Source organism: Acidimicrobiales bacterium (assembly GCA_022452145.1).
Lineage (GTDB): Bacteria > Actinomycetota > Acidimicrobiia > Acidimicrobiales > MedAcidi-G1 > UBA9410.
Genome location: JAKURY010000030.1, coordinates 1 through 19,485, shown reverse-complemented (window position 1 = coordinate 19,485; position 19,485 = coordinate 1). Strand labels below are relative to the sequence as shown.

Below are 19,485 nucleotides of genomic sequence, written 5' to 3'. Positions count from 1 at the left end.
TGGCTGACGTTATCGGCGAGCCTGCCCTGCGGGCCGCCGACGTGGAGACCGAGCGGCAGGTCATCCTGGAGGAACTCCACCTCCAGGCCGACGATCCTGACGACGTGGTGTTCGACCTCCTCTACGAGGCGCGGTTCCCTGGGCACCCGTTGGGCCGCGAGGTGCTGGGGTCCGAGGACTCGGTGGCCACCATCGCCCGCCACGACCTGGTCGGGTTCCACGACGGCTGGGCCGGGGTGATCGATGGGCGCTGGCGGTCGCTGGACGTGGAGTCCATGCGTGGCTACCTGGCCCGGGGCGGCACCATGCTCGGCACCTCAAGGGTCCACCCGTGGTTGACCGACGACGGGGTGGAGCGGGCCCTGGCCACCCTGGCCGAGCTCGGGCTGGATGCCCTGATCGTCATCGGTGGCGAAGGCTCGCTGGCGGTCGCACACCGTGCCCATACCGAGGGCCTCGTACCGGTGGTCGGGGTGCCCAAGACCATCGACAATGACATTCCGTGCACCGAGCAGACCTTCGGCTTCGACACGGCGGTGTCGATAGCCACCGAGGCCATCGACCGGCTCCACACCACGGCCGAGTCCCATGACCGGGTCATGGTCGTCGAGGTGATGGGTCGCCACGTGGGCCACATCGCCACTTGGGCCGGCATGGCCGGTGGGGCCACCGTCACCCTGGTGCCCGAGCACCCGTTCGACATCGAGGTGGTGGCCGACATCGTAAAGAAACGCCATGAGAGGGGCCGGTACGCCTCGATCGTCGTGGTCGCCGAAGGGGCCAGGCCCGCACCCGGCACCATGGATCTTGCCGAACCCGAGGTGGATCGGTTCGGACACAAGAGGCTGGGCGGCGTCGGCCTGGCCGTGGCCACCGAGCTCGAGCGACGAACCGGTTACGAGACCCGTGTGACGGTGCTCGGCCACGTGCAGCGCGGTGGCAGCCCGACCGCCTTCGACCGGGTGCTGTCCAGCCGCTACGGCGTGGCGGCCATAGACGCCGTACACGAGGACGGGCTCGGCGACATGGTGGCGCTGCAGGCCGGCCTCATCACCCGTGTATCGCTGGCCGACGTCATGGGCCACCTCAGGGCGGTGGACGATCGCCTCTGGGACGTCGCCAACGCCCTCTTCGAGGCACGCCTGGACGGCGGGTCCACTTCGTCGCAGGCTGATACCGCCACCTAGCGTCGCCCGGACCACAGGGGGTCCGGATGTCGTCGAACCAGGGGTTGCCACCGGTCGAGCGCCGGGCATGGATAGCCCTGAGCGTGTCGACCATGGCCGCGCTTCTCACGGTCATCGACGTATCCATCGTGAACGTGGCCTTCCCGACCATCCGGCGGGAGCTCGGGGCTTCGGAGGCCAGCCTCTCCTGGATACTCTCCGGGTACTCGATAGCCGTCGGTTCGTTCCTCCTGCTGGCCGGTCGCCTGGCTGATCAGAAGGGTCGACGGAAGCTTTTCATGATCGGGGTGACGATCTTCGTGGCGGGATCGTTCCTGTCTGGGGCCGCTCCCACTCCGGGGCTGTTGATAGCGGCACGCGTCGTGCAGGGCATCGGTGGTTCGATACTCAGCCCGGCTTCCCTCGCGATGGTCCTACCGGACTTCCCGGCGGAGCGGCGCTCCCTGGTGATCGGGATCTGGGGGGCATCTGCAGCGCTCGGCGCGGCCATCGGCCCCTCGGCCGGTGCCATCCTGCTCGACCTCCTGAGCTGGCGCTGGGTGTTCCTGGTGAACGTGCCTATCGGGTTGGCCATCCTGGTGCTGACCCCGCGGTTCGTCCGCGAGTCCAGGGACCCGGATGCCAAGGGTGGCTACGACCTGGTCGGCGTCCCTGCGGGAACCATGGGTGTCGCCCTGGTGCTCCTTGCCGTGGTGCAGGGACAGGAGTGGGGCTACGGCTCGGTTCGGACGCTGGGCGTGGTGGCCCTCGGGTTGGTGCTGGTCACGGTGCTGTTCATCCGGTCCACCACCCATCCCAGCCCGCTGCTGGACCTCTCCCTGTTCCGCATCAGGTCCTTCTGGTCGGCCGCCGCAGGCCAGACCTTCTTCTCGTCGGCCTTCATCGCCGTGATCCTGTTTAACACCCTGACCCTCCAGGAGCTGTGGGGCTGGTCTGCCCTGGCCGCCGGCTTCGGCGTCGTACCCGGCCCGGCGATGGCGGCGCTCATGGGGGGCCCGGTCGGATCCATGGCCGACAGGGTCGGACACCGCACCCTGGTGGTGGTCGGCTGCCTCTCCGCCGCATGCTGCCCGGGCTGGCTGCTCCTCAACGTGACCATGGAGTCCTCCTGGGTGACTACCGTGCTGCCGGCCCAGATGTTCCTCTCCGTCGGGGTGGCGTGCTCGTTCGCCACGTTCGCCTCCCTCGGCCTCCGGGACGTTCCACAGGCCCGGTTCGCTACGGCCAGCGCCGCGTTGCGGACCGGGTCCTCGCTCGGCTTCGCTGCGGGCGTCTCGATCGCCATCGCCGTATTCACGTCCGGGCTTGCGACCGGGCCCCTGGTCGCCTTCGACCGGGCGTGGACGTTCATGGTCTGCACGTTTGTGGCGGGTGCCTTTTTCTGTGCCGTGGCCTGTCCGGGCAAGCCGGACGGCGCTCCAGCACTTCGCCGGGTCAGGCAGCCGACCCCAGCCTGACCGGGAGCACGTCCCGGCCCCGGAGGATGATCCGGGCGTTGTAGGTCGGGTCGCCGGCCAGGGCCAGGTCGGGGAAGCGTCTCACCAGTCGGGTGATGGCGATCTCGCCCTCCATGCGGGCCAGGGCCGCGCCCAGGCAGTGGTGTACGCCGCTCCCGAACGACACGTGCCGGTTGGCGTCGGCACGTGTCACGTCCAGGTCGTCGGCTGTGTCGCCCCAGAAGCGGGGATCCCGGTTGGCGCTGCCCAGGGCGGTCAGGACCATCTCCCCTGAGGGGATGACCCGGCCGGCGACCTCGACGTCGTGCATAACCCGGCGACCTGAGGTCTGGACGGGGCTGTCGTAGCGCAGCAGTTCGTCGGCCACGGTGTCGTCCACAGACTCGTCGGTCTGTACCAGGTCCAGCTGGTCGGGGTGGCGGAGCAGGGCGTGGGTCCCGTTGCCGATCAGGTTGACGGTGGTCTCGTGCCCTGCGATGAACAGGAGCGACGTCATCGAGAGCAGCTCCGCTTCCGACATCCGGTCCCCCTCCTCCTCGGCGAGGACCAGGTCGGTCAGGAGGTCGGTTGCCGGGTCCTGCCTCTTGGCGGCGATGGCGTCGGTTAGGTAGCGGTCCATGTGTTCGCCGGCCTCAAGGGCCGCCGTGACCTGTTCGGGGGTCAGGAGTGGTTCGAGCGTCTGGGTGAGGGCGTGCGACCAGGCCCGGACCTGGGCCATGTCGGCCGCCGGCAGGCCGAGCATCGCGTGGATCACAGCGAACGGGATCACGAAGGCGTAGTCGGCTATGAGGTCGATCTCGTCGCGCCCTGACAGGTCGTCCAGGAGGTCGTCCACGATGGCCGTGGTCTGGTCGCGCATGCGACCGATTGCCCGCGGGGTGAAGGTGCGTTGCACCAGCTTGCGGAGACGGGTGTGGTCGGGCGGGTCCAGGCCGAGGATGGACGGCTCGCGTTCCATCTGCCTGTCGCGCAGGGGGCGCATGTGCTCGGGCGTCATGTCGGAGGTCTCGAAGCGCTGGACCGAGGTCCGGGGGTCGCGCAGGATCTGGTTCACGTCCTCGTACCGGGACACGACGAGCACGCCCAGCGGCGTGCGGTGGACCGGATCCTCGTCGCGGAGACGCTCGTACTGCGGATACGGGTCGACCAGGAAGTCCGGATCGAAGGGATTCCACGACGGTGCGGCTTTCAGACTGGTCACGAGGTGGACGCTACCGATGGTGTCCCTGCCGGGACGAGGCGGGTCAGAGAGCGTTGCCCACCCGGTTGCCCGAACCGATGGCGCCCTCGATGTAGCCGGTCGCCGCTGCGTCTCCGATGACGGACACTTCCACTCCCGTGGCTTCGCGGATCCGGTCACCCAGGGACGGATCGGGTCGAATCCCGCCGGCCAGGACCACCGTGTCGGCGGCGAGCCTGTGGGCCTCGTCGCCCTGTCGGTACTCGACGTGGGTGGCGGTGATAGCCATGACCGTCGCACCGGTGTGGAACACGACCCCGTTGAGACGGGCCTCGTGTAGGGCCCGCCACCGTCGGGGGTGGGCCATCTCCGGTGCCAGGTACTGCCCCTCCTCGAGCACGGTGACGGCGCGGCCGCGCTCGGCCATGAACTCGGCCAACTCGGCACCGACCAGCCCGCCACCGACCACCACGATCCGGCGCCCTATGGGCATCCACCGTCGCGACAGCGACCTGACCCTGTCCATGTCTGCGGTCAGGCCGAGGGATCGGCCGACGGCGAGGGCGAGGCGGACGACGACACCGGGTCGCCGTGCTCCGAGGTCTCCCTCACCGGTGAGGAGGCTGCGCAGGTCGTCGCCGGACAGTACGTGGCCCAGCTCGGCACCAGGCACGTCCGGCCGCACCCGTGTAGCCCCGGTGGCCACCACGACGACGTCGGGGCAGAGGGCGGCGACCGCCGCCGGGGTCGCCGTGGTTCCGGTCCGGACGTCGACGTCCAACTCGCCCAGGGACGCCACCAGGTAGCGGACCAGCTCGCCGTTCATCGGGGTGGTCAGCGAGGAGAAAAGTGCCGTACCGCCCAGACGGCCAGCCTTCTCCAGCAGGGTCACCCGATGGCCTCGTCCGGCAGCCACCCGGGCGGCCTCCATGCCCCCCGGTCCACCCCCGACCACCACGATGTGGCGCCGCGTGTCGGTGGGGCCGGTCGGCGACTCGTCGTAGTGGCCCAGTCGGGCGTTGACCGCACAGATCGGCTTCCCCGACCAGAAGTTCTGGGCCACGCACACGAAGCAGTTGATGCAGGGTCGGACCAGGTCGGGGCGGCCGGTGGACAGCCGTTCGGCCAGGTCGGGGTCTGCCAGGAGTTGGCGACCCATGGCGATCAGGTCGGCTCCTCCGTCGGCCAGGATCCGCTCGCCGTCGTCCGGACCGATGCGGCCGACGGCGATTACCGGCACGTCGACCACCGCCTTGACCGTCCGCGCCAGGTCCTCGTACTGGCACTCCTGCCATGGGAGAGGGCCGTCGGTGAAGCCGGGGCCTCCGGCCGTCGTGGAGTATGCGGTCACGTGGATGGCGTCGGCCCCGGCCCCGACCGCCAACGTGGCGTAGCGAGCTGCCAGGTCCGGTGTGATGTCGTCGGCCATGCCGTAGTCACGACCGTCGAGGCGGACCAGGATTCCGAAGTCGGGGCCGCACCGCTGGCGGATGGCCGTGACCACGTCGGTGAGTAGACGCGCCCGATCCTCGGGCGAGCCGCCGTACCGATCGGTACGCCGGTTCCAGGCGGGTGAGAGGAAGGTGGCCAGCAGGTAGCCGTGGCCGGCGTGTACCTCCACGCCGTCTAGCCCGGCGGCACGGACGCGGGCCGAGGCATCGGCGAACTGCCCGACCACCTGGTCCAGCGTTTCGGCCGAAGCCTCCTCGTAGGTGGGCATCTTCCCGCCGGTGAGCGTCGCCATGCCCATCAGCTCGTCCATGGTGGTGTCGACCATTATCTGCGAGGTGTCGATCTCCGGGACCGGCAGGCTCGGTACCAGCGACGGCCGGCCCTCGGCGGTGTCCACGCCGGAGATTCGGCCATGGTGGTTCACCTGGACCACCATCCGGGCTCCGTGGGCGTGGACGGCGTCGGCCAGGTGGGTCAGCCCGTCGATCACGCCGTCGTGGGACAGCGCCGGTTGGTGGCGGGAGGTAGCGCCGTGGGGGAACGCCACGGCCGACGTCTCCAGGATCAGCAGGCCCGTCCCGCCACGGGCACGTTCCTCGTAGTGGGCGATGGTTTCGTCGGTGATGAGGCCGTCGTCGCAGTTGTTCTGGTCCATCGCCGGGAGGACGATGCGGTTCCGGAGGTCCAGCGGCCCCAACCGGATGGGCGAGAGCAGGAGTGGATGGGAGCCGGTTGGCACGCTGGTGATCCTGCCCGAGGGGAGGGCCCTGCTGCCAGTCCGGTGCCTGCCAGTCCGGCACCGGCCCGGCGTTAGCCCAACTTCTGCAGGGACTTCTGGCGCCAGTCTTCGGTGGTGTCCACCGCGTTGAACGTGAAGCAGTGGATCCCGACTATGCCCAGTTCCTCGGCGCGGGTCGACAGCGGAATGATGAGCTTGTTCGGGTTGTAGCCGCCCGGCGAGAGCAGGCGGATGACCGACGTCGAGTTCTTCTTCAGGTAGCGCGCCGAGTGGCCGATGCCCAGGCGGATCGAGATGGTCAGCAACCTGGTCCTGTCGATCGCTCCGGGTACGCCGAGGTGGCACGGCAGGTCCACGCCGGCTAGGCGACGGTTCTTCAGCCAGCCGCCGATGGTGTTGGCGCTGAAGCACATCTGGGTGGCCATGTAGCCCTTCAGGCCGGCTTCCCGGATCATTTCCTGCTTCTCGACCAGACTGTCCACCAGGGCCTGTTCGGGAATCGTCGAGTGCCCGTCGGGGTACGAGCCGACTCCGACCACGTCGATTTCGGGTCGGCGGTCCAGGAACGATCGGAGGAACCCGGCGGCGTCGGTGAAGGGTCCGCGGGGCTCTGCGTCGCCACCGATGCAGAACACTTTCCTGATGCCCTGTTCGTTGACCCGCCGGACGATGCGGGCGACGTGGTCCTCGTCCTCCGCCATGCGCGCTGCCAGGTGGGGGATGACGGTGAAGCCCTGGTCGCCGTAGTGGGCGCAAAGGTCAAGCGTGTCATCGATGGTCTTGGCAGGCGAGCAAGTCACCGACACTGTGGCACCGGCCGGCAGGAACATGGACTGGTCGGCGAGGTTCTTGAGCGGTATCAGCTCGTAGGTCATGCCCTCGAGCAGGCGCTTCTGGACGGCCCTGTCGGCCCTGGCTCGGGTGGCCACGGTGCCTCCTTTCCGTGTCCTCCGGGAGGGTCAGCTCAGGCCGACTATCTCACCGTTCTCGTCGATGTCGATGCCCATTGCACCGGGCCTGGAACCGAGGCCGGGCATCGTACGCATGTCACCGCAGATCGGGTAGACGAACCCTGCGCCCACCGACGCCCGGACCTCTCGGACGGGCAGCGTCCAGCCGGTCGGTGCACCCTTCAGGGCGGGATTCGAGCTGATCGACAGGTGGGTCTTGGCGATGCAGACCGGCAGGTTGCCGAAGCCGTTGGCCTCGTAGGAGTCGATCTGCTTGTTGGCCTGCGGCGAGAAGTCCACGCCGTCGGCGCCGTACACCTTGTCGGCCACCGTCCGGATCTTGTCCCGTAGCGACATCTCGTCCGGGTACAGGACCTTGAACTCGCTGGGCTCGTCGGCCGCCTCGGCCACCGCCTCGGCCAGTTCGGCGGCACCGGAGCCACCGTCGGCGAAGTGGGTGGTGATCGCGGATCGGGCGTTGAACTCGTCGGCGATCTCCTTGATGGCGTTGATGTCGACGTCGTGGTCGCCGGGGAACACGTTGATGGCCACCACCGGCGACACGCCGTGGACCTGCATGTTCTCCAACTGCTTGCGGAGGTTGTCGCCACCCTGGTGGACCTCGTCGGGGTTCTCGAAGAGGAGGGCCTCGGGCAGTGGCCTGCCTGCCACGATCTTGTGGTTGCCGGAGTGGGCCTTGAGGCCGCGCACGGTGGCCACAAGAACGGCGGCGTCCGGGGCGATGCCCGAGTAGCGGCACTTGATGTTGAAGAAGCGCTCGGCGCCCATGTCGGCACCGAAGCCCGCTTCGGTGAGGAGGAAGTCGCCGGTGTGGATTCCGATCTGGTCGGCGATGATCGACGAGTTGCCGGTGGCGATGTTGCCGAACGGGCCGCAGTGGACGAGCGCCGGCGTTCCCTCCAGCGTCTGCATGAGGTTGGGCTTGATGGCCTCCTTCAGGATGACCGTCATCGAGCCGGCCACGCCGAGGTCCTCGGCGGTGACAGGGGTGCCCGAGGAGTCGTAGCCGACGACGATGCGGCCCATGCGGGCCCGCAGGTCGGCCAGCGAGGTGCACAGTGCCAGGGCGGCCATGACCTCCGAGGCGGCTGTGATGTCGAAGCCGGTCTCACGGGGAATGCCGTCGAGGCGGCCGCCGAGGCCGACCACGATGTTGCGCAGGGCGCGTTCGTTTATGTCCATGACTCGGCGCCAGGTGATGTTGTGCAGGTCGAGGTCCAGGTCGTTGCCGTGGAACAGGTGGGCGTCGAGCATGGCGGAGCACATGTTGTGGGCCGCCGTGACCGCGTGCATGTCGCCGGTCAGGTGGAGGTTGAACAGCTCCATCGGGACGACCTGGCTGTAGCCGCCACCGGCCGCGCCGCCCTTGATGCCAAAGGTCGGCCCCATGGATGGCTGGCGGATGGCGATTGTGGCCTTCTTGCCGATGTGGCTGAAGCCCTGGCCGAGGCCGACCGTGGTGGTGGTCTTGCCCTCGCCCAGCGGGGTGGGGGTGATGGCCGAGACCACGACGTAGCGGGCCTTCGGCCTGTCCGACATCTGCTCGACGGCGCACAGCTTGATCTTGGCTGCGCCCTCGCCGTACGGCTCGAGGCAGTCGACGGGGATGCCAGCGTCGGCGGCGATGTCGGTCAGCGGGAGCAGGTTGGCACCGCGGGCGATCTCGAGGTCTGAGGGGAACGACATTGTTCTTTAATCTCTGTTCTCTTTATTGTTTTCTGAAACGGGTGGTGGCATCCGCCAATGCGGGCGCCCGTGTCTGGAAGTCCGGTCTGTCCAGCGGTCCGGAAGCCTTGGGGAGTGTAGTCAGGCGCGGGGATTGGGTCTACTGTGCGGAAAGAATCGCCAATCCCAGTGAATCCACCCCGGCTTCCAGAAGCCCGAGTGAACCCCGCCTGCCTAGCCGAACTCGTCGGGTATGACCTCCTTGCGGCGGGCGATGAAGTCCAGCATCGCCTCGTCGATGGACTCGTCAAGTGGGGGCGCTTCATAGGAGGCCAGCATCTGCTTCCACAGACCGTTGGCCCGTTGGGCGGCGTCCAGGCTGCCGTCGTCGGCCCACTGTTCGAAGGAGTCGTTGTTGGCCACCTCGGAGCGGGCGAACGCCGTCTCGAAGTTGGCCAGCGTGTGGGCGGTACCCAGGAAGTGTCCGCCGGGGCTCACCTCGCTGATGGCGCCCATGGCCTGCCCGTTCTCCGACATGTCCACCCCGTCGACGAACGTGGCGGCCAGGCTGCACTGGTCGGCGTCGATGATGAACTTCTCGTAGCCCATGGTGAGGCCTCCCTCCAGCCATCCAGCCGAGTGGAGCATGAAGTTCACGCCGGCCATGAGCGCCGGGATGAACGTGGCCATGGACTCCGAAGCCGCCTGGGCATCGGCGACCTTGGATGCGCACAGGTTCCCGCCCGAGCGGAACGGCACGCCCAGTCGGCGGGCCAGGGCGGCCACCGTGTACAGCACGAGGGCAGGTTCGGGCGTGCCGAACGTCGGGGCGCCGGTCTGCATGGACATCGAGCTGGCGAACGAGCCGAACACCACCGGTGCTCCGGGGTTCACGAGCTGGACGAACGTCATGCCGGCCAGCGCCTCGGCCAGGGTCTGGGCAGCCACGCCGGCCACCGTCACCGGCGCCATGGCCCCGGCCAGGATGAACGGGCTGATCATGGTGGCCTGGTTGGAGCGGGCATACGCCTCGGCGGCTCCCAGCATGGTGGCGTCCCACGCCATGGGTGACGAGGCGTTGATGAGGCTGGTCATCACCGTGTTCTGCTGGACGAACTCGTCGCCGAAGACGAAGCCCGCGAGGTCGATGGAGTCCTGGGCCCGCTCGGCGGCGGTGACCGATCCCATGAACGGCTTGTCGCTGTACCTGAGGTGCGAATACACCATGTCCAGGTGCCTCTTGGACACCGGGATGTCCACCGGTTCGACGATCGTGCCGCCCGAGTGGTGCAGGCCCGGGCTGAGGTACGCCAACTTCACGAAGTTCCGGAAGTCCTGGATCGTGGCGTATCTACGGCCTTCGTCCAGGCAGCGCGTGAACGGCGATCCGTAGGCAGGGACCAGAACCGTGGCGTCGCCGCCCACCTGCACGCTGCGCGCCGGGTTGCGGGCGTGCTGGGTGTAGACGGCCGGCGCCGAGGCCCGGATGATCTGGCGGCACATGCCCCGGGGGAACCGCACCCGTTCACCGTCGACGTCCGCCCCGGCGTCGGCCATCAGGGTGAGGGCCGACGGGTAGTCGCGGAAGTCGATGCCGAGCTCGGCGAGAATGGTGTCGGCGTTGTGCTCGATGGTCTCCAACCCCTCGACCGACAGGACCTCGAACGGCTCCATGGTCCGGGTCAGGAACGCGCAGGCCTCGGTCGCGGACTCTGAGCGGAGGGCCTGGCGGCCTGCCCGGCCACCGCTGCGGCGACCTCGTGGTGCATCGCTCATGTGCCGGGTTCCTCTCCAGCCGCGGCGTTGCGGCGTCGTCGTCCGGATCGCTCCGGTCCCGCCGTAGATATGGCGGGCCGCTCGGGGAGCGTGATACGTGTCGACAGCCGGGGGTAGCCGGCTGTCCGGTGGGGGATTGCCATGGCGTCTACGAAGTGCGCCTGGAACGAGGCTTCGAGGGCTGTCTCAATCTTCTCGATGCGGCCCACCACACCTTGGATCTCGGTCCGGGCGCTTCCCGACAGCAGGGCGATGACGGCACCGGCCCCGGCCGCATTGCCCACGCTGGTCACGCGGTCCGGATCGCAGTCCGGCACCAGGCCCAGCACGGTGGCGTGGACGGTGTCGATGTGGCTGCCGAACGCGCCTGCCAGCCCGATCCGGTCGATCTCGTCGACGCCTAGGTGGTCCATGAGCAGCCGTATGCCCGCGTAGAGGGCGGCCTTGGCGAGCTGTATCGCCCGGATGTCGTTCTGGGTCACGAGGAGTCGCTCGCCGCCGTCGCCCGGGTCGTGGAGGACGTACGAGGACGTCCGCCCGTCGACCTCGATGCGGTCCGAGGGCCTCGTGCCGTCTCCACCTATGACTCCATCGGCGTTCATCAGCCCGACCAGCCACAACTCAGCCACCACCTCGATGATCCCCGAGCCGCAGATGCCGGTGACACCTGTGGAGGCCACGGACTCGGCGAAGCCCTCTTCGTCGGACCAGGCGTCCACGCCGATGACACGGAACCTCGGCTCCCCGGAGGCCGGGTCGATTCTGACCCGCTCGATGGCGCCCGCCGTGGCGCGCTGGCCGGCGCTGATCTGGGCACCCTCGAACGCCGGTCCGGTGGGGCTGGAGGCTGCCAGCACTCGCCCACCACCGGCCAGCACGATCTCGGCGTTGGTGCCGACGTCCACCACCAGGCTCACGTCGTCGGCCTCGTGCGGCCGGGTTGACAGGATGACCGCGGCGGTGTCGGCTCCGACGTGGCCGGCGATGCACGGCAGCACGTGGACCCGGGCGGATCCGTGGGCGACCAGGCCCAGGTCGCCGGCCGTCAGGTCGAGTGCCCCGTCCACGGCGAGAGCGAACGGCGCCCCGCCCAGCGGGGTGGGGTCGTAGCCCAGGAACAGGTGGTGCATGACCGGGTTGCCGACCAGCACAAACTCGAGCACCTCGTCCCTGGCCGCACCCGCCTGCTCGCAGAGGTCGCCCAGCAGGTCGTCGAGGGCTTCCTGCACGGCACCGGTCAGCGCCACCTCGCCACCCGGGTTCATCATCACGTAGGAGACCCGGCTCATCAGGTCCTCGCCGAACCGGATCTGGGGGTTCATGGTGCCGGCCGTCGCCAGCACCGTGCCGGTCGCCAGGTCGCAGAGGTGGCCGGCGATGGTCGTGGACCCGACGTCGACGGCCACACCGAGGGCGCGGTCCCGTAGGCCCGGCCAGGCTGCCACCACCTCGCTGTTGTCCCGGACCGCCACGGTGATCGTGCGCTTCCCCTCGGACAGGGCGGCCTGGACCTCGGCCACGATTCGGTCGTCCACGTAGAGGCCGGTGAGGGCCCACTGGTCGGCCAGGGCGTCGAGGAGGCGACGAACCTCGCCAACCGACTCGTCCAACGTCGGCTCCGGCACCTCGACCAGGCGCAGGACGAGCACCGGGTCCAACTCCAGGTCACCGAGGTCGACGTCCTTCCGGATGATCTGGCGGTGAACCTGGCTTCCGGCCGGTACATCGACCACCAGGTCACCGCACACCATGGCCGCGCAACCGAGGCGATGGGTCCCGGACAGGGGTCGGCGACCCCGATAGGCCTCCTCTACCGCGCCACGGGCCGACACGTGGTCGTCGGCGACGGTAATGCCGTGCTTGGCGAACTCGCCGAAGGTCGGCTCGACCTGGCAACGGCCGCAGATGCCCCGCCCTCCGCACACCGAGTCGAGGTCGACGCCCAGCTTCCTGGCGGCGTCCAGCAGCGTCGTACCGACCGCGACGGTGCCGCGCCGGCCCGACGGCGTGAACACGACCAGGTGTTCGTCCAGGTGTTGGTCTGTCGGGCTCATCGGACGGGACTGAGGCTCTGGGGGCTGGATGGCCCGGGCTCAGGCGGTCACGCGGCGGCGGCCCTCGCGGCGTTCCCGGGCACCGCCGGGGGCGTTGGGGTCCCGGTTGGCCCGGATCCATGCGGCACAGTTGCGGTCCGCTCCGGTCAGCACGTCGGCGGCCCGGATGGCCGTCTTCACCTCGGGGTGCAGTGGGCTCATTATGGCTGACGTCATGCCGTGGCTGATCGCCATGGCCAGGAACGTGCCGGTGATGACGTGGCGGTTGGGCAGCCCGAAGCTCACGTTGGAAGCACCGCAGGTGGTGTTGACCTTCAGCTCCTCCCGCAGGCGGCGCACCAGGGTGAACACCTGGCGGCCGGCGGTGCCCATGGCTCCGATCGGCATGACCAACGGGTCGACCACGACGTCGGAGGCCGGAATCCCGTGGTCGGCGGCGCGTTCGACGATCTTCTTCGCCACGGCGAAGCGCACGTCGGGGTCCTCGGAGATGCCGGTGTCGTCGTTGGATATGGCCACCACGGCCGCACCCGCCCTGGCCACGAGCGGAAGGACCCGTTCCAGGACCTCGTCTTCGCCGGTCACCGAGTTGACCAGGGGCTTGCCCTGGTAGACGGCCAGGCCTGCCTCCAGGGCTGCGATGATCGACGAGTCGATGGACAGCGGCACGTCGGTCACGGACTGGACCAGTTGGATGGCCCTGGCCAGCAGGGCCGGCTCGTCGGCCAGCGGGATGCCGGCGTTGACGTCCAGCATGTGGGCGCCGGCCTCGACCTGGGCGATTGCGTCGGCCTCTACCCGGCTGAAGTCGCCGGCCTTCATCTCCTCTGCGAGGAGCTTTCGGCCCGTGGGGTTGATGCGCTCGCCGATCATTACGAAGGGCCTGCCGAAACCGATGGCCACCTCGCGGGTGGCCGAGCTGAGGATCGTGTCGGTCATCTGTGTGATGGCTCTCTGGTCAGGGACCGTCGTCGGTGACGGTTCCGCGGTTGGTTGCTTCAGTCCTCTACGCCACCCGAGCGCACGAGGCGCTCGAGCCGGTCCCCGGGGTAGGACTCGTCGATGCGCGCGATCTCGTCGGCCACTGCTGCGGCCATGTCGGGAGGACAGGGCGTGGTGACGCGTCGCCACTGGGCGATGTAGGAGTCGGTGTCCTCCATGCCGGCCACCATCGCCGCGCGGTCGATGGCGTGCTGAAAGCGGGCATCGAGCAGTGCCTTTTCCCGGGTCCGGCCCTGCTGGGCCGTGATCTGGGCGGGGATGTCACGCCAGTAGATGGTGACCAGATGGGCGGCCATGGGCTCAGCGGCCTCCTGTGGGGGTGGGTCCGGCGGATGCGACGGCGACTGCATCAGGCTCCCGACCGGTTCTCTGGTCGCCGTGTCGACCCAGCGCGACGATGCTGGCCTCCAGGTCGCCCAGACCGGTGCGTCGCAACTCGAAGTCCAGCTCGAGGCGGGCTGCCGCGGCCCGGGCCCGCTCGACCAGATCGGGATCATCGGTCTGGGCCAGGTACACCAGGCGGCGGTAGTTGGCGAAGACCTGGGATCGCAGTTCCGGGTGGGTGTCCAGCCAGAAGGCCCGGACCACCAGGCGATCGAAGTGCTTCACCAGGTAGTCGGTGAGGAAGAAGGTGCCCAACTCCTCTGCATGCAGCTCGGCGAACGCTGCCCCGCCTGTAAGGAACTCGTAGCAGTGGTCGCCCGGGAGGCGTTCCACATCGAGTTCTGCGCACACAGCGTCCAGGCGACCGCCGGTTCCGCAGTCCCCGTAGCCGACGAAGATCCGCTCGTAGCGGTCGGCGGCGGATCGGACGCGCTCGGCGACGGCGTCGGGGATCACGTCCGGGGTGTTGTGGTACGAGGCCGGCAGGCACTCGACGTCGACGTGGTCGAGGCCGTTGGCCTCGACGATCCGGAGCAGCTCGCGGGCGAGCGCGCCGCAGGCGACGATGAGGGTGCGTCCACCCGGTGCCGTGCAGGCGCCGGAGGTCTCGGTCATGTGCGGCGGTTCAGGCTGCTGCGGCGCGCCGTTGGGCGACCAGGCGGGAGGCGGTCTCCGAGGCGACGGCAGCATCGCGGCAATAGGCGTCGGCGCCGATGGCCTCGCTGAACTCCTCGTTCAGTGGGGCGCCGCCGACGATCACCATGTACTCCCCGCGGAGGCTCTTCTCCTCGAGGGTGTCGATGACGACTTTCATGTAGGGCATGGTCGTGGTGAGTAGGGCCGACATGCCGATGATGTCCGGCTTGTGCTCGTCCAGCGCCGCAAGGAACTGTTCGACGTCGGTGTTGATGCCCAGGTCGATGACCTCGAATCCGGCACCCTCCAGCATCATGCCGACCAGGTTCTTGCCGATGTCGTGGATGTCGCCCTTGACGGTTCCGATCACCACCTTGCCGATGGGCTGGACGCCGGTCTCGGCCAGCAGCGGTCGGAGGATGGCCATGCCGGCCTTCATGGCGTTCGCGGCCAGGAGGACCTCGGGTACGAAGAGGATGCCGTCGCGGAAGTCGATGCCGACGATCCTCATGCCCTCCACCAGGGCGTCGTTCAGGACCCGGTCGGCGCTCCAGCCGCGCCCCAGGAGGATCTCGGTTCCCTCCACGATCTCGTCGGCTAGGCCGTCGTAGAGGTCGTCGTGCATCTGGGCGGTGAGCTCGTCGTCCGGCAGGTCTGCCAGGATGATCTCATCGTCGGTGATGTTCTCTTCGACCATGATGGGCTCCGTTGCGGATCGGGGACCACGGTCGTGGTCCGGTTCAGCCAGAGGTGCCCGGTGGGTCGGGCTCGGATCGGCGCCACAATATCCGGTAGGGCCGGATATCGATTCCCATAATGCGGGATGACCCCGTATGATGGGAACTATACAGACCAGCCATTGGCGTGTCCACGTCTCGGGAACTGTTTCCCGCTAAGTGGGATGCCATGTCGATCGGGTGAATGGGCGGATCCAGACCATGCAGACGGTGCAGAGCATCGACCGGGCGTTCCAGATCCTCGACGAGGTGGCAGGCGACCCGGCCGGGATCAGCGAACTCTCCCGTCGGCTGGGCCTCCCGACGAGCACCGTGGCCCGCCTGCTGGGCACCCTCGAAAGGCTGGGGGCGGTCGAGCGGATGGTGGACGATAACGGCTATCGCATCGGTTGGTCCATCGTGAAGATGGCCGCCAGCATCGACCCCAACCAGAGCCTGCTGGCCGTCGCACAACCCCACATGCTCGATCTGGTCGAGCTGCTGGCGGAGGCGGTGGGTCTCTCGATTCCGGCCGGCTACGACGTCCACTACATCGGACAGGTGGACTGCGCCAACCCGGTACAGGTGAGGGACTGGACCGGCGTCAGCCTGCCCATGCATATCGTGCCGTCGGGCATGGTGGTCCTGGCCCACTGGCCCGACGAGGCCGTCGACCGGTACCTGGCCCGGAAGCTCGACAGGTACACGCCCAGGTCCGTAACCGATCCCGGCCGCCTCCGCGAGCGCCTGGACAGGATCCGGGAGGACGACGTGTCTTGGATGGAGGAGGAGTTCTCCGAGGGCATCAACTCGGTCGCCGCCCCGCTTTTCAACGGCGCCGGCGCAGTCGTCGGGGCTCTGCACAGCCACGGTCCCAGCTACCGCTTCCCCGACGAGGCGTTGCGGGACATCATCGCCGACCGGGTGCGGTCGACGGCTGTCGCAATCTCCTCGGCGCTCGGCCACGTGGTCTGATCCTGCCGGTCTGACCTCGCCGCCCGGCTGCCAGGTACCGGACCTTCGACGAGGTCTGCCGTCCACGGAGCGATCACCTCGGTTGCCATAGGACCTAGCGACCGGCGGGGTGGCTGAGCGCACCCCTATCCGGCAGGTTCGGATCCCCTGCCCTGGTCTGGTGGATCTGTATCCGGTGGCCCGGTCAGGTCCGCCAGATGTTGCGCAGGGTCTCCAGGCCACCGTCCACGGCGATGGTCTGGCCGTTCACGTAGCGGGCTGCGGGCGAGGCGAGGAAGACGGCCATGGCAGCGATGTCCCGTCCCTCCACGAAGGTCCGCATCGACACCTGCTTCTCGTAGGTGTCGCGCAACTCGGCCACCGGGACCCCGGTGACGTCGGCCTCGGCGGCGATCACCCGGCACATGCGGTCCCCGTCGACCGAACCTGGGCACAAGGTGTTGACACGGATGCCGAACTCGCCCAACTCCATGGCCAGGGTGTCCGACAACCCGATGACGGCGTACTTGGACGCGGCGTAGGGAGATCGCATCGGGAAGCCGGTGACCCCGGCTGTCGACGAGGTCAACAGGATCGAGCCACCACCAGCCTCCCGCAGGAGGGGCACGGCCCGACGGCAGCACAGGAAGGCGCTCCGCACGTTGACGGCCATCGTCAGGTCCCAGCCCTCGACGTCGATGTCCTCCACAGGTCCGACAGGGCCAGCGATGCCGACGTTGGCGCACAGCACGTCGAGGCCCCCCATCTCCGTCGCCACTTCTTCGAAAAGCCTGTCGACGGCGTCTGCGTCGGACACGTCGAGGGTGGTGAGGCCACACCCGTCCGGGGGCTCGCCCACCATGTCGGCCACGTGGACCCGGGCGCCGTCGTCGTGGAATGCCTCGGCCATGGCACGTCCGATGCCGGACGCCCCTCCGGTGATTAGAACCCGCTGCTGGTCGGCCACCGCGTGTCCACCTTTCGATCGCGCTCAGAGGACCATCGGTCACTGGAAGCGAGCCATCGGCCGTGCGCAGCGAAACTAGTTGCTGTATACCGCGAGGTCGTCTACGCGGCCGGTGGCAGCTGTCGGGGGTCGGCGCAGGCTGTCCGGGGCCGGTGGGAGCCGTCGGGGGCCGGCCCTGAGGGATCGTCAGCGGTTGCGACTTCGACGACCGGGATTCGTCAGCATCCCGTGGGGGCCGTCGGTAGGATCACGCCGCCCTGCGGCGACCGCCGACAGGCACCGTCCCAACCGCCCTGGTGACGCCTCCTCGAGCCGTCCCTGCTGCGTTCCAGGAGAACAATCGAATGAGCGATTTTCCGACTCGCGCCAACGTCGTCGTGATCGGTGCCGGCATCGTGGGCAGTTGCCTCGTCGGCCATCTGGCCCGTCTGGGCTGGACCGACATGGTCCTGTTGGACAAGGGCCCGCTGCCCAATCCGGGTGGTTCGACCGGCCACGCCTCCAACTTCATCTTCCCGGTGGACCACAACAAGGAGATGGCCCTGCTCGGCGAGCAGAGCGCCAACCAGTTTCGGGACATGCAACTCTCGGTGGACTCCGGCGGCATCGAGGTGGCCCGAACCACCGACCGGATGAATGAGCTCGACCGGCGGATGACGTCGGCCATGGCATGGGGCATCGAGGCCCACCTGCTCACGCCGACCGAGGTGAAGGCCCTGGTGCCGTTCATCAACGAGGAAGTAATCCTGGGCGGCTTCTACTGCCCGACGGTCTCGGTGGTCGACTCGCTCGAGACCGGGACCACCATGCGCCGGGAGGCCGTCGAGACGGCCGGTTGCCAGGTGTTCGCAAACACCGAGGTCCTCGACATCAGGACCGTCGAGGGCGAGGGCGGCGTGACCACCGTGTCGTCGGTCGTCACCGACAGGGGCACCATCGAGGCCGGGTACGTCGTCATCGCCTGTGGCGTCTGGTCCAACCGGATTGCCAACATGGCCGATGCCACCATCCCGCTGGTCCCGACCGTCCACCAGATGGCCGATGTCGGCCCGATGGACATCCTGGCCGAGACCAACAACGAGATCGGCTACCCGATCGTTCGCGACATGGACACCTTCTGCTACGAGCGGCAGTCGGCCGGCTCCATGGAGATCGGCTCATACGGCCACCGGCCGATCTTGCACCACCCTGACGAGATCCCGTCCAACCAGGAGGCTGCGCTCTCGCCGACCGAGATGCCGTTCACGGACGACGACTTCGATCCGCAGATGGAGACGGCCATCGAGTTGATGGACATGTTGGGCGACGCCGAGATCAGGTACGCCATCAACGGCCTCCTATCGATGACCCCGGACACCATGCCGTGCCTCGGCGAGACCCCCGAGGTCCGCAACCTCTGGTCGGCCGCAGCCGTATGGGTCAAGGAGGGGCCGGGCATGGCCCAGGCCGTCGCCGAATGGATGACATACGGCTATCCCCGGGTGATCGACGTCCACGGCGCCGACATCGCCCGTTTCTACGACGAGGAGCGGACCGACGAGCACATCTGGTCGCGTGCAGAGGAGCATTTCAACAAGACCTACGGCATCGTCCACCCTGCCGAGCAGTGGGTGGGGCGCCGCAACCTGCAGGTCGGTCCCTACTTCTCGCGCCAGGAGGACCTGGGCGCCGAATTCTTCCAGGCCCGTACCTGGGAGCGGCCGCAGTGGTACGGCGCCAATGCCGACCTGGTGGAGCGCTATGGGCTCTCCGAGAGGGAGGTCGAGTGGGACAACCGCTGGTGGAGCCCCATCACCGTCGGCGAGCACCTCAACCTGCGTGAGAACTGCGGCGTGGTCGACCTGAGCGCCTTCCAGATCTACGAGTTGGAGGGCCCGGGCGCCGTGGAGTACGCCGATCGCCTGGCGGTGAACAAGGTCGACGTGCCGGTCGGCCGCTCGATCTACACGCCCTGGCTGAACTCCGACGGCGGCTTCCACTCCGACCTTACGATGATGCGCCTCGGCGAGGACCGGGTGCGGATCGTCACCGGCGTCTTCGATGGCGGTCGGGACGAGTTCTGGACGCGCCGACACATGCCGACCGACAGCTCGGTGACGTTCACGAACATCACGAAGCAGTTGACCACGCTCGGCCTATGGGGCCCCAACGCCCCGGCCGTGCTCTCGCAGTTGACCAACCAGGACCTGGACCACGAAGGCTCCCCCTACGGCTGGATCGTCGACGCCGAGGTGGCCGGGGTGTCCTGCCAACTGTTCCGGAGCTCTTATGGGGGCGACACCGGCAGGGAGCTGTACACCGCGGGGGAGGCCGGTCCGGGGACGGGGGGCGGCGTGATGGGGGCC

15 protein-coding genes are annotated in these 19,485 nt (G+C 68.4%); 4 read left to right on the top strand and 11 right to left on the bottom strand.

The window, feature by feature from the left end:
- Positions 1–41: 41 nt before the first annotated feature.
- Entirely contained in the window at positions 42–1,187 is a 1,146-nt protein-coding gene (locus MK177_09455) for an ATP-dependent 6-phosphofructokinase (GenBank protein ID MCH2427543.1), read from the top strand.
- Between the two features lie 26 nt (positions 1,188–1,213).
- Positions 1,214–2,644 (top strand): MFS transporter, encoded by a 1,431-nt coding sequence (locus tag MK177_09450; GenBank protein MCH2427542.1) that lies wholly within the window; start codon positions 1,214–1,216, stop codon positions 2,642–2,644.
- Here MK177_09450 and MK177_09445 read toward each other — a convergent pair.
- The 10 genes from MK177_09445 to MK177_09400 form a co-directional block, all read right to left on the bottom strand.
- On the bottom strand, positions 2,622–3,845 hold the full coding sequence (locus MK177_09445; protein ID MCH2427541.1) for a cytochrome P450: 1,224 nt from the start codon (positions 3,843–3,845) through the stop codon (positions 2,622–2,624). The two genes, MK177_09450 and MK177_09445, sit on opposite strands and share 23 nt — an antisense overlap.
- Positions 3,846–3,888: 43 nt before the next feature.
- A complete protein-coding gene (locus MK177_09440; protein MCH2427540.1) occupies positions 3,889–6,015 on the bottom strand; it encodes an FAD-dependent oxidoreductase in 2,127 nt (708 codons plus the stop codon).
- 71 nt (positions 6,016–6,086) lie between these two features.
- Entirely contained in the window at positions 6,087–6,944 is an 858-nt protein-coding gene (locus MK177_09435) for a methylenetetrahydrofolate reductase (protein ID MCH2427539.1), read from the bottom strand.
- Between the two features lie 30 nt (positions 6,945–6,974).
- A complete protein-coding gene (locus MK177_09430; GenBank protein ID MCH2427538.1) occupies positions 6,975–8,672 on the bottom strand; it encodes a formate--tetrahydrofolate ligase in 1,698 nt (565 codons plus the stop codon).
- Positions 8,673–8,885: 213 nt separating this feature from the next.
- Complete coding sequence (locus MK177_09425; protein MCH2427537.1) at positions 8,886–10,427, bottom strand: trimethylamine methyltransferase family protein; 1,542 nt, start codon at positions 10,425–10,427, stop codon at positions 8,886–8,888.
- On the bottom strand, positions 10,424–12,481 hold the full coding sequence (locus tag MK177_09420) for an ASKHA domain-containing protein (protein MCH2427536.1): 2,058 nt from the start codon (positions 12,479–12,481) through the stop codon (positions 10,424–10,426). Before MK177_09420 ends, MK177_09425 begins: the two co-directional genes overlap by 4 nt.
- 39 nt (positions 12,482–12,520) lie before the next feature.
- Positions 12,521–13,420, bottom strand: coding sequence for a dihydropteroate synthase (locus MK177_09415; protein ID MCH2427535.1), 900 nt, complete (start codon positions 13,418–13,420; stop codon positions 12,521–12,523).
- 59 nt (positions 13,421–13,479) lie between these two features.
- The gene (locus tag MK177_09410) at positions 13,480–13,779 is read right to left on the bottom strand and encodes a virulence factor (protein MCH2427534.1); all 300 of its coding nucleotides are present in this window, start codon (positions 13,777–13,779) and stop codon (positions 13,480–13,482) included.
- A gap of 4 nt (positions 13,780–13,783) precedes the next feature.
- Complete coding sequence (locus MK177_09405; protein MCH2427533.1) at positions 13,784–14,482, bottom strand: DUF1638 domain-containing protein; 699 nt, start codon at positions 14,480–14,482, stop codon at positions 13,784–13,786.
- A gap of 10 nt (positions 14,483–14,492) precedes the next feature.
- Complete coding sequence (locus tag MK177_09400; protein ID MCH2427532.1) at positions 14,493–15,200, bottom strand: corrinoid protein; 708 nt, start codon at positions 15,198–15,200, stop codon at positions 14,493–14,495.
- 241 nt (positions 15,201–15,441) lie between these two features.
- Here MK177_09400 and MK177_09395 point away from each other — a divergent pair, with 241 nt between their 5' ends.
- Positions 15,442–16,194: an IclR family transcriptional regulator gene (locus tag MK177_09395; protein MCH2427531.1), complete on the top strand. Its 753-nt coding sequence runs from the start codon at positions 15,442–15,444 to the stop codon at positions 16,192–16,194.
- A 184-nt stretch (positions 16,195–16,378) separates the two neighbouring features.
- On the opposite strand, the gene MK177_09390 is transcribed toward MK177_09395, so the two are convergent.
- Complete coding sequence (locus MK177_09390) at positions 16,379–17,140, bottom strand: SDR family oxidoreductase (GenBank protein MCH2427530.1); 762 nt, start codon at positions 17,138–17,140, stop codon at positions 16,379–16,381.
- 344 nt (positions 17,141–17,484) lie between these two features.
- On the opposite strand from MK177_09390, the gene MK177_09385 reads away from it, so the two are divergent.
- Positions 17,485–19,485: FAD-dependent oxidoreductase (locus tag MK177_09385; protein ID MCH2427529.1), on the top strand; the 2,001-nt coding region annotated here is incomplete at its 3' end.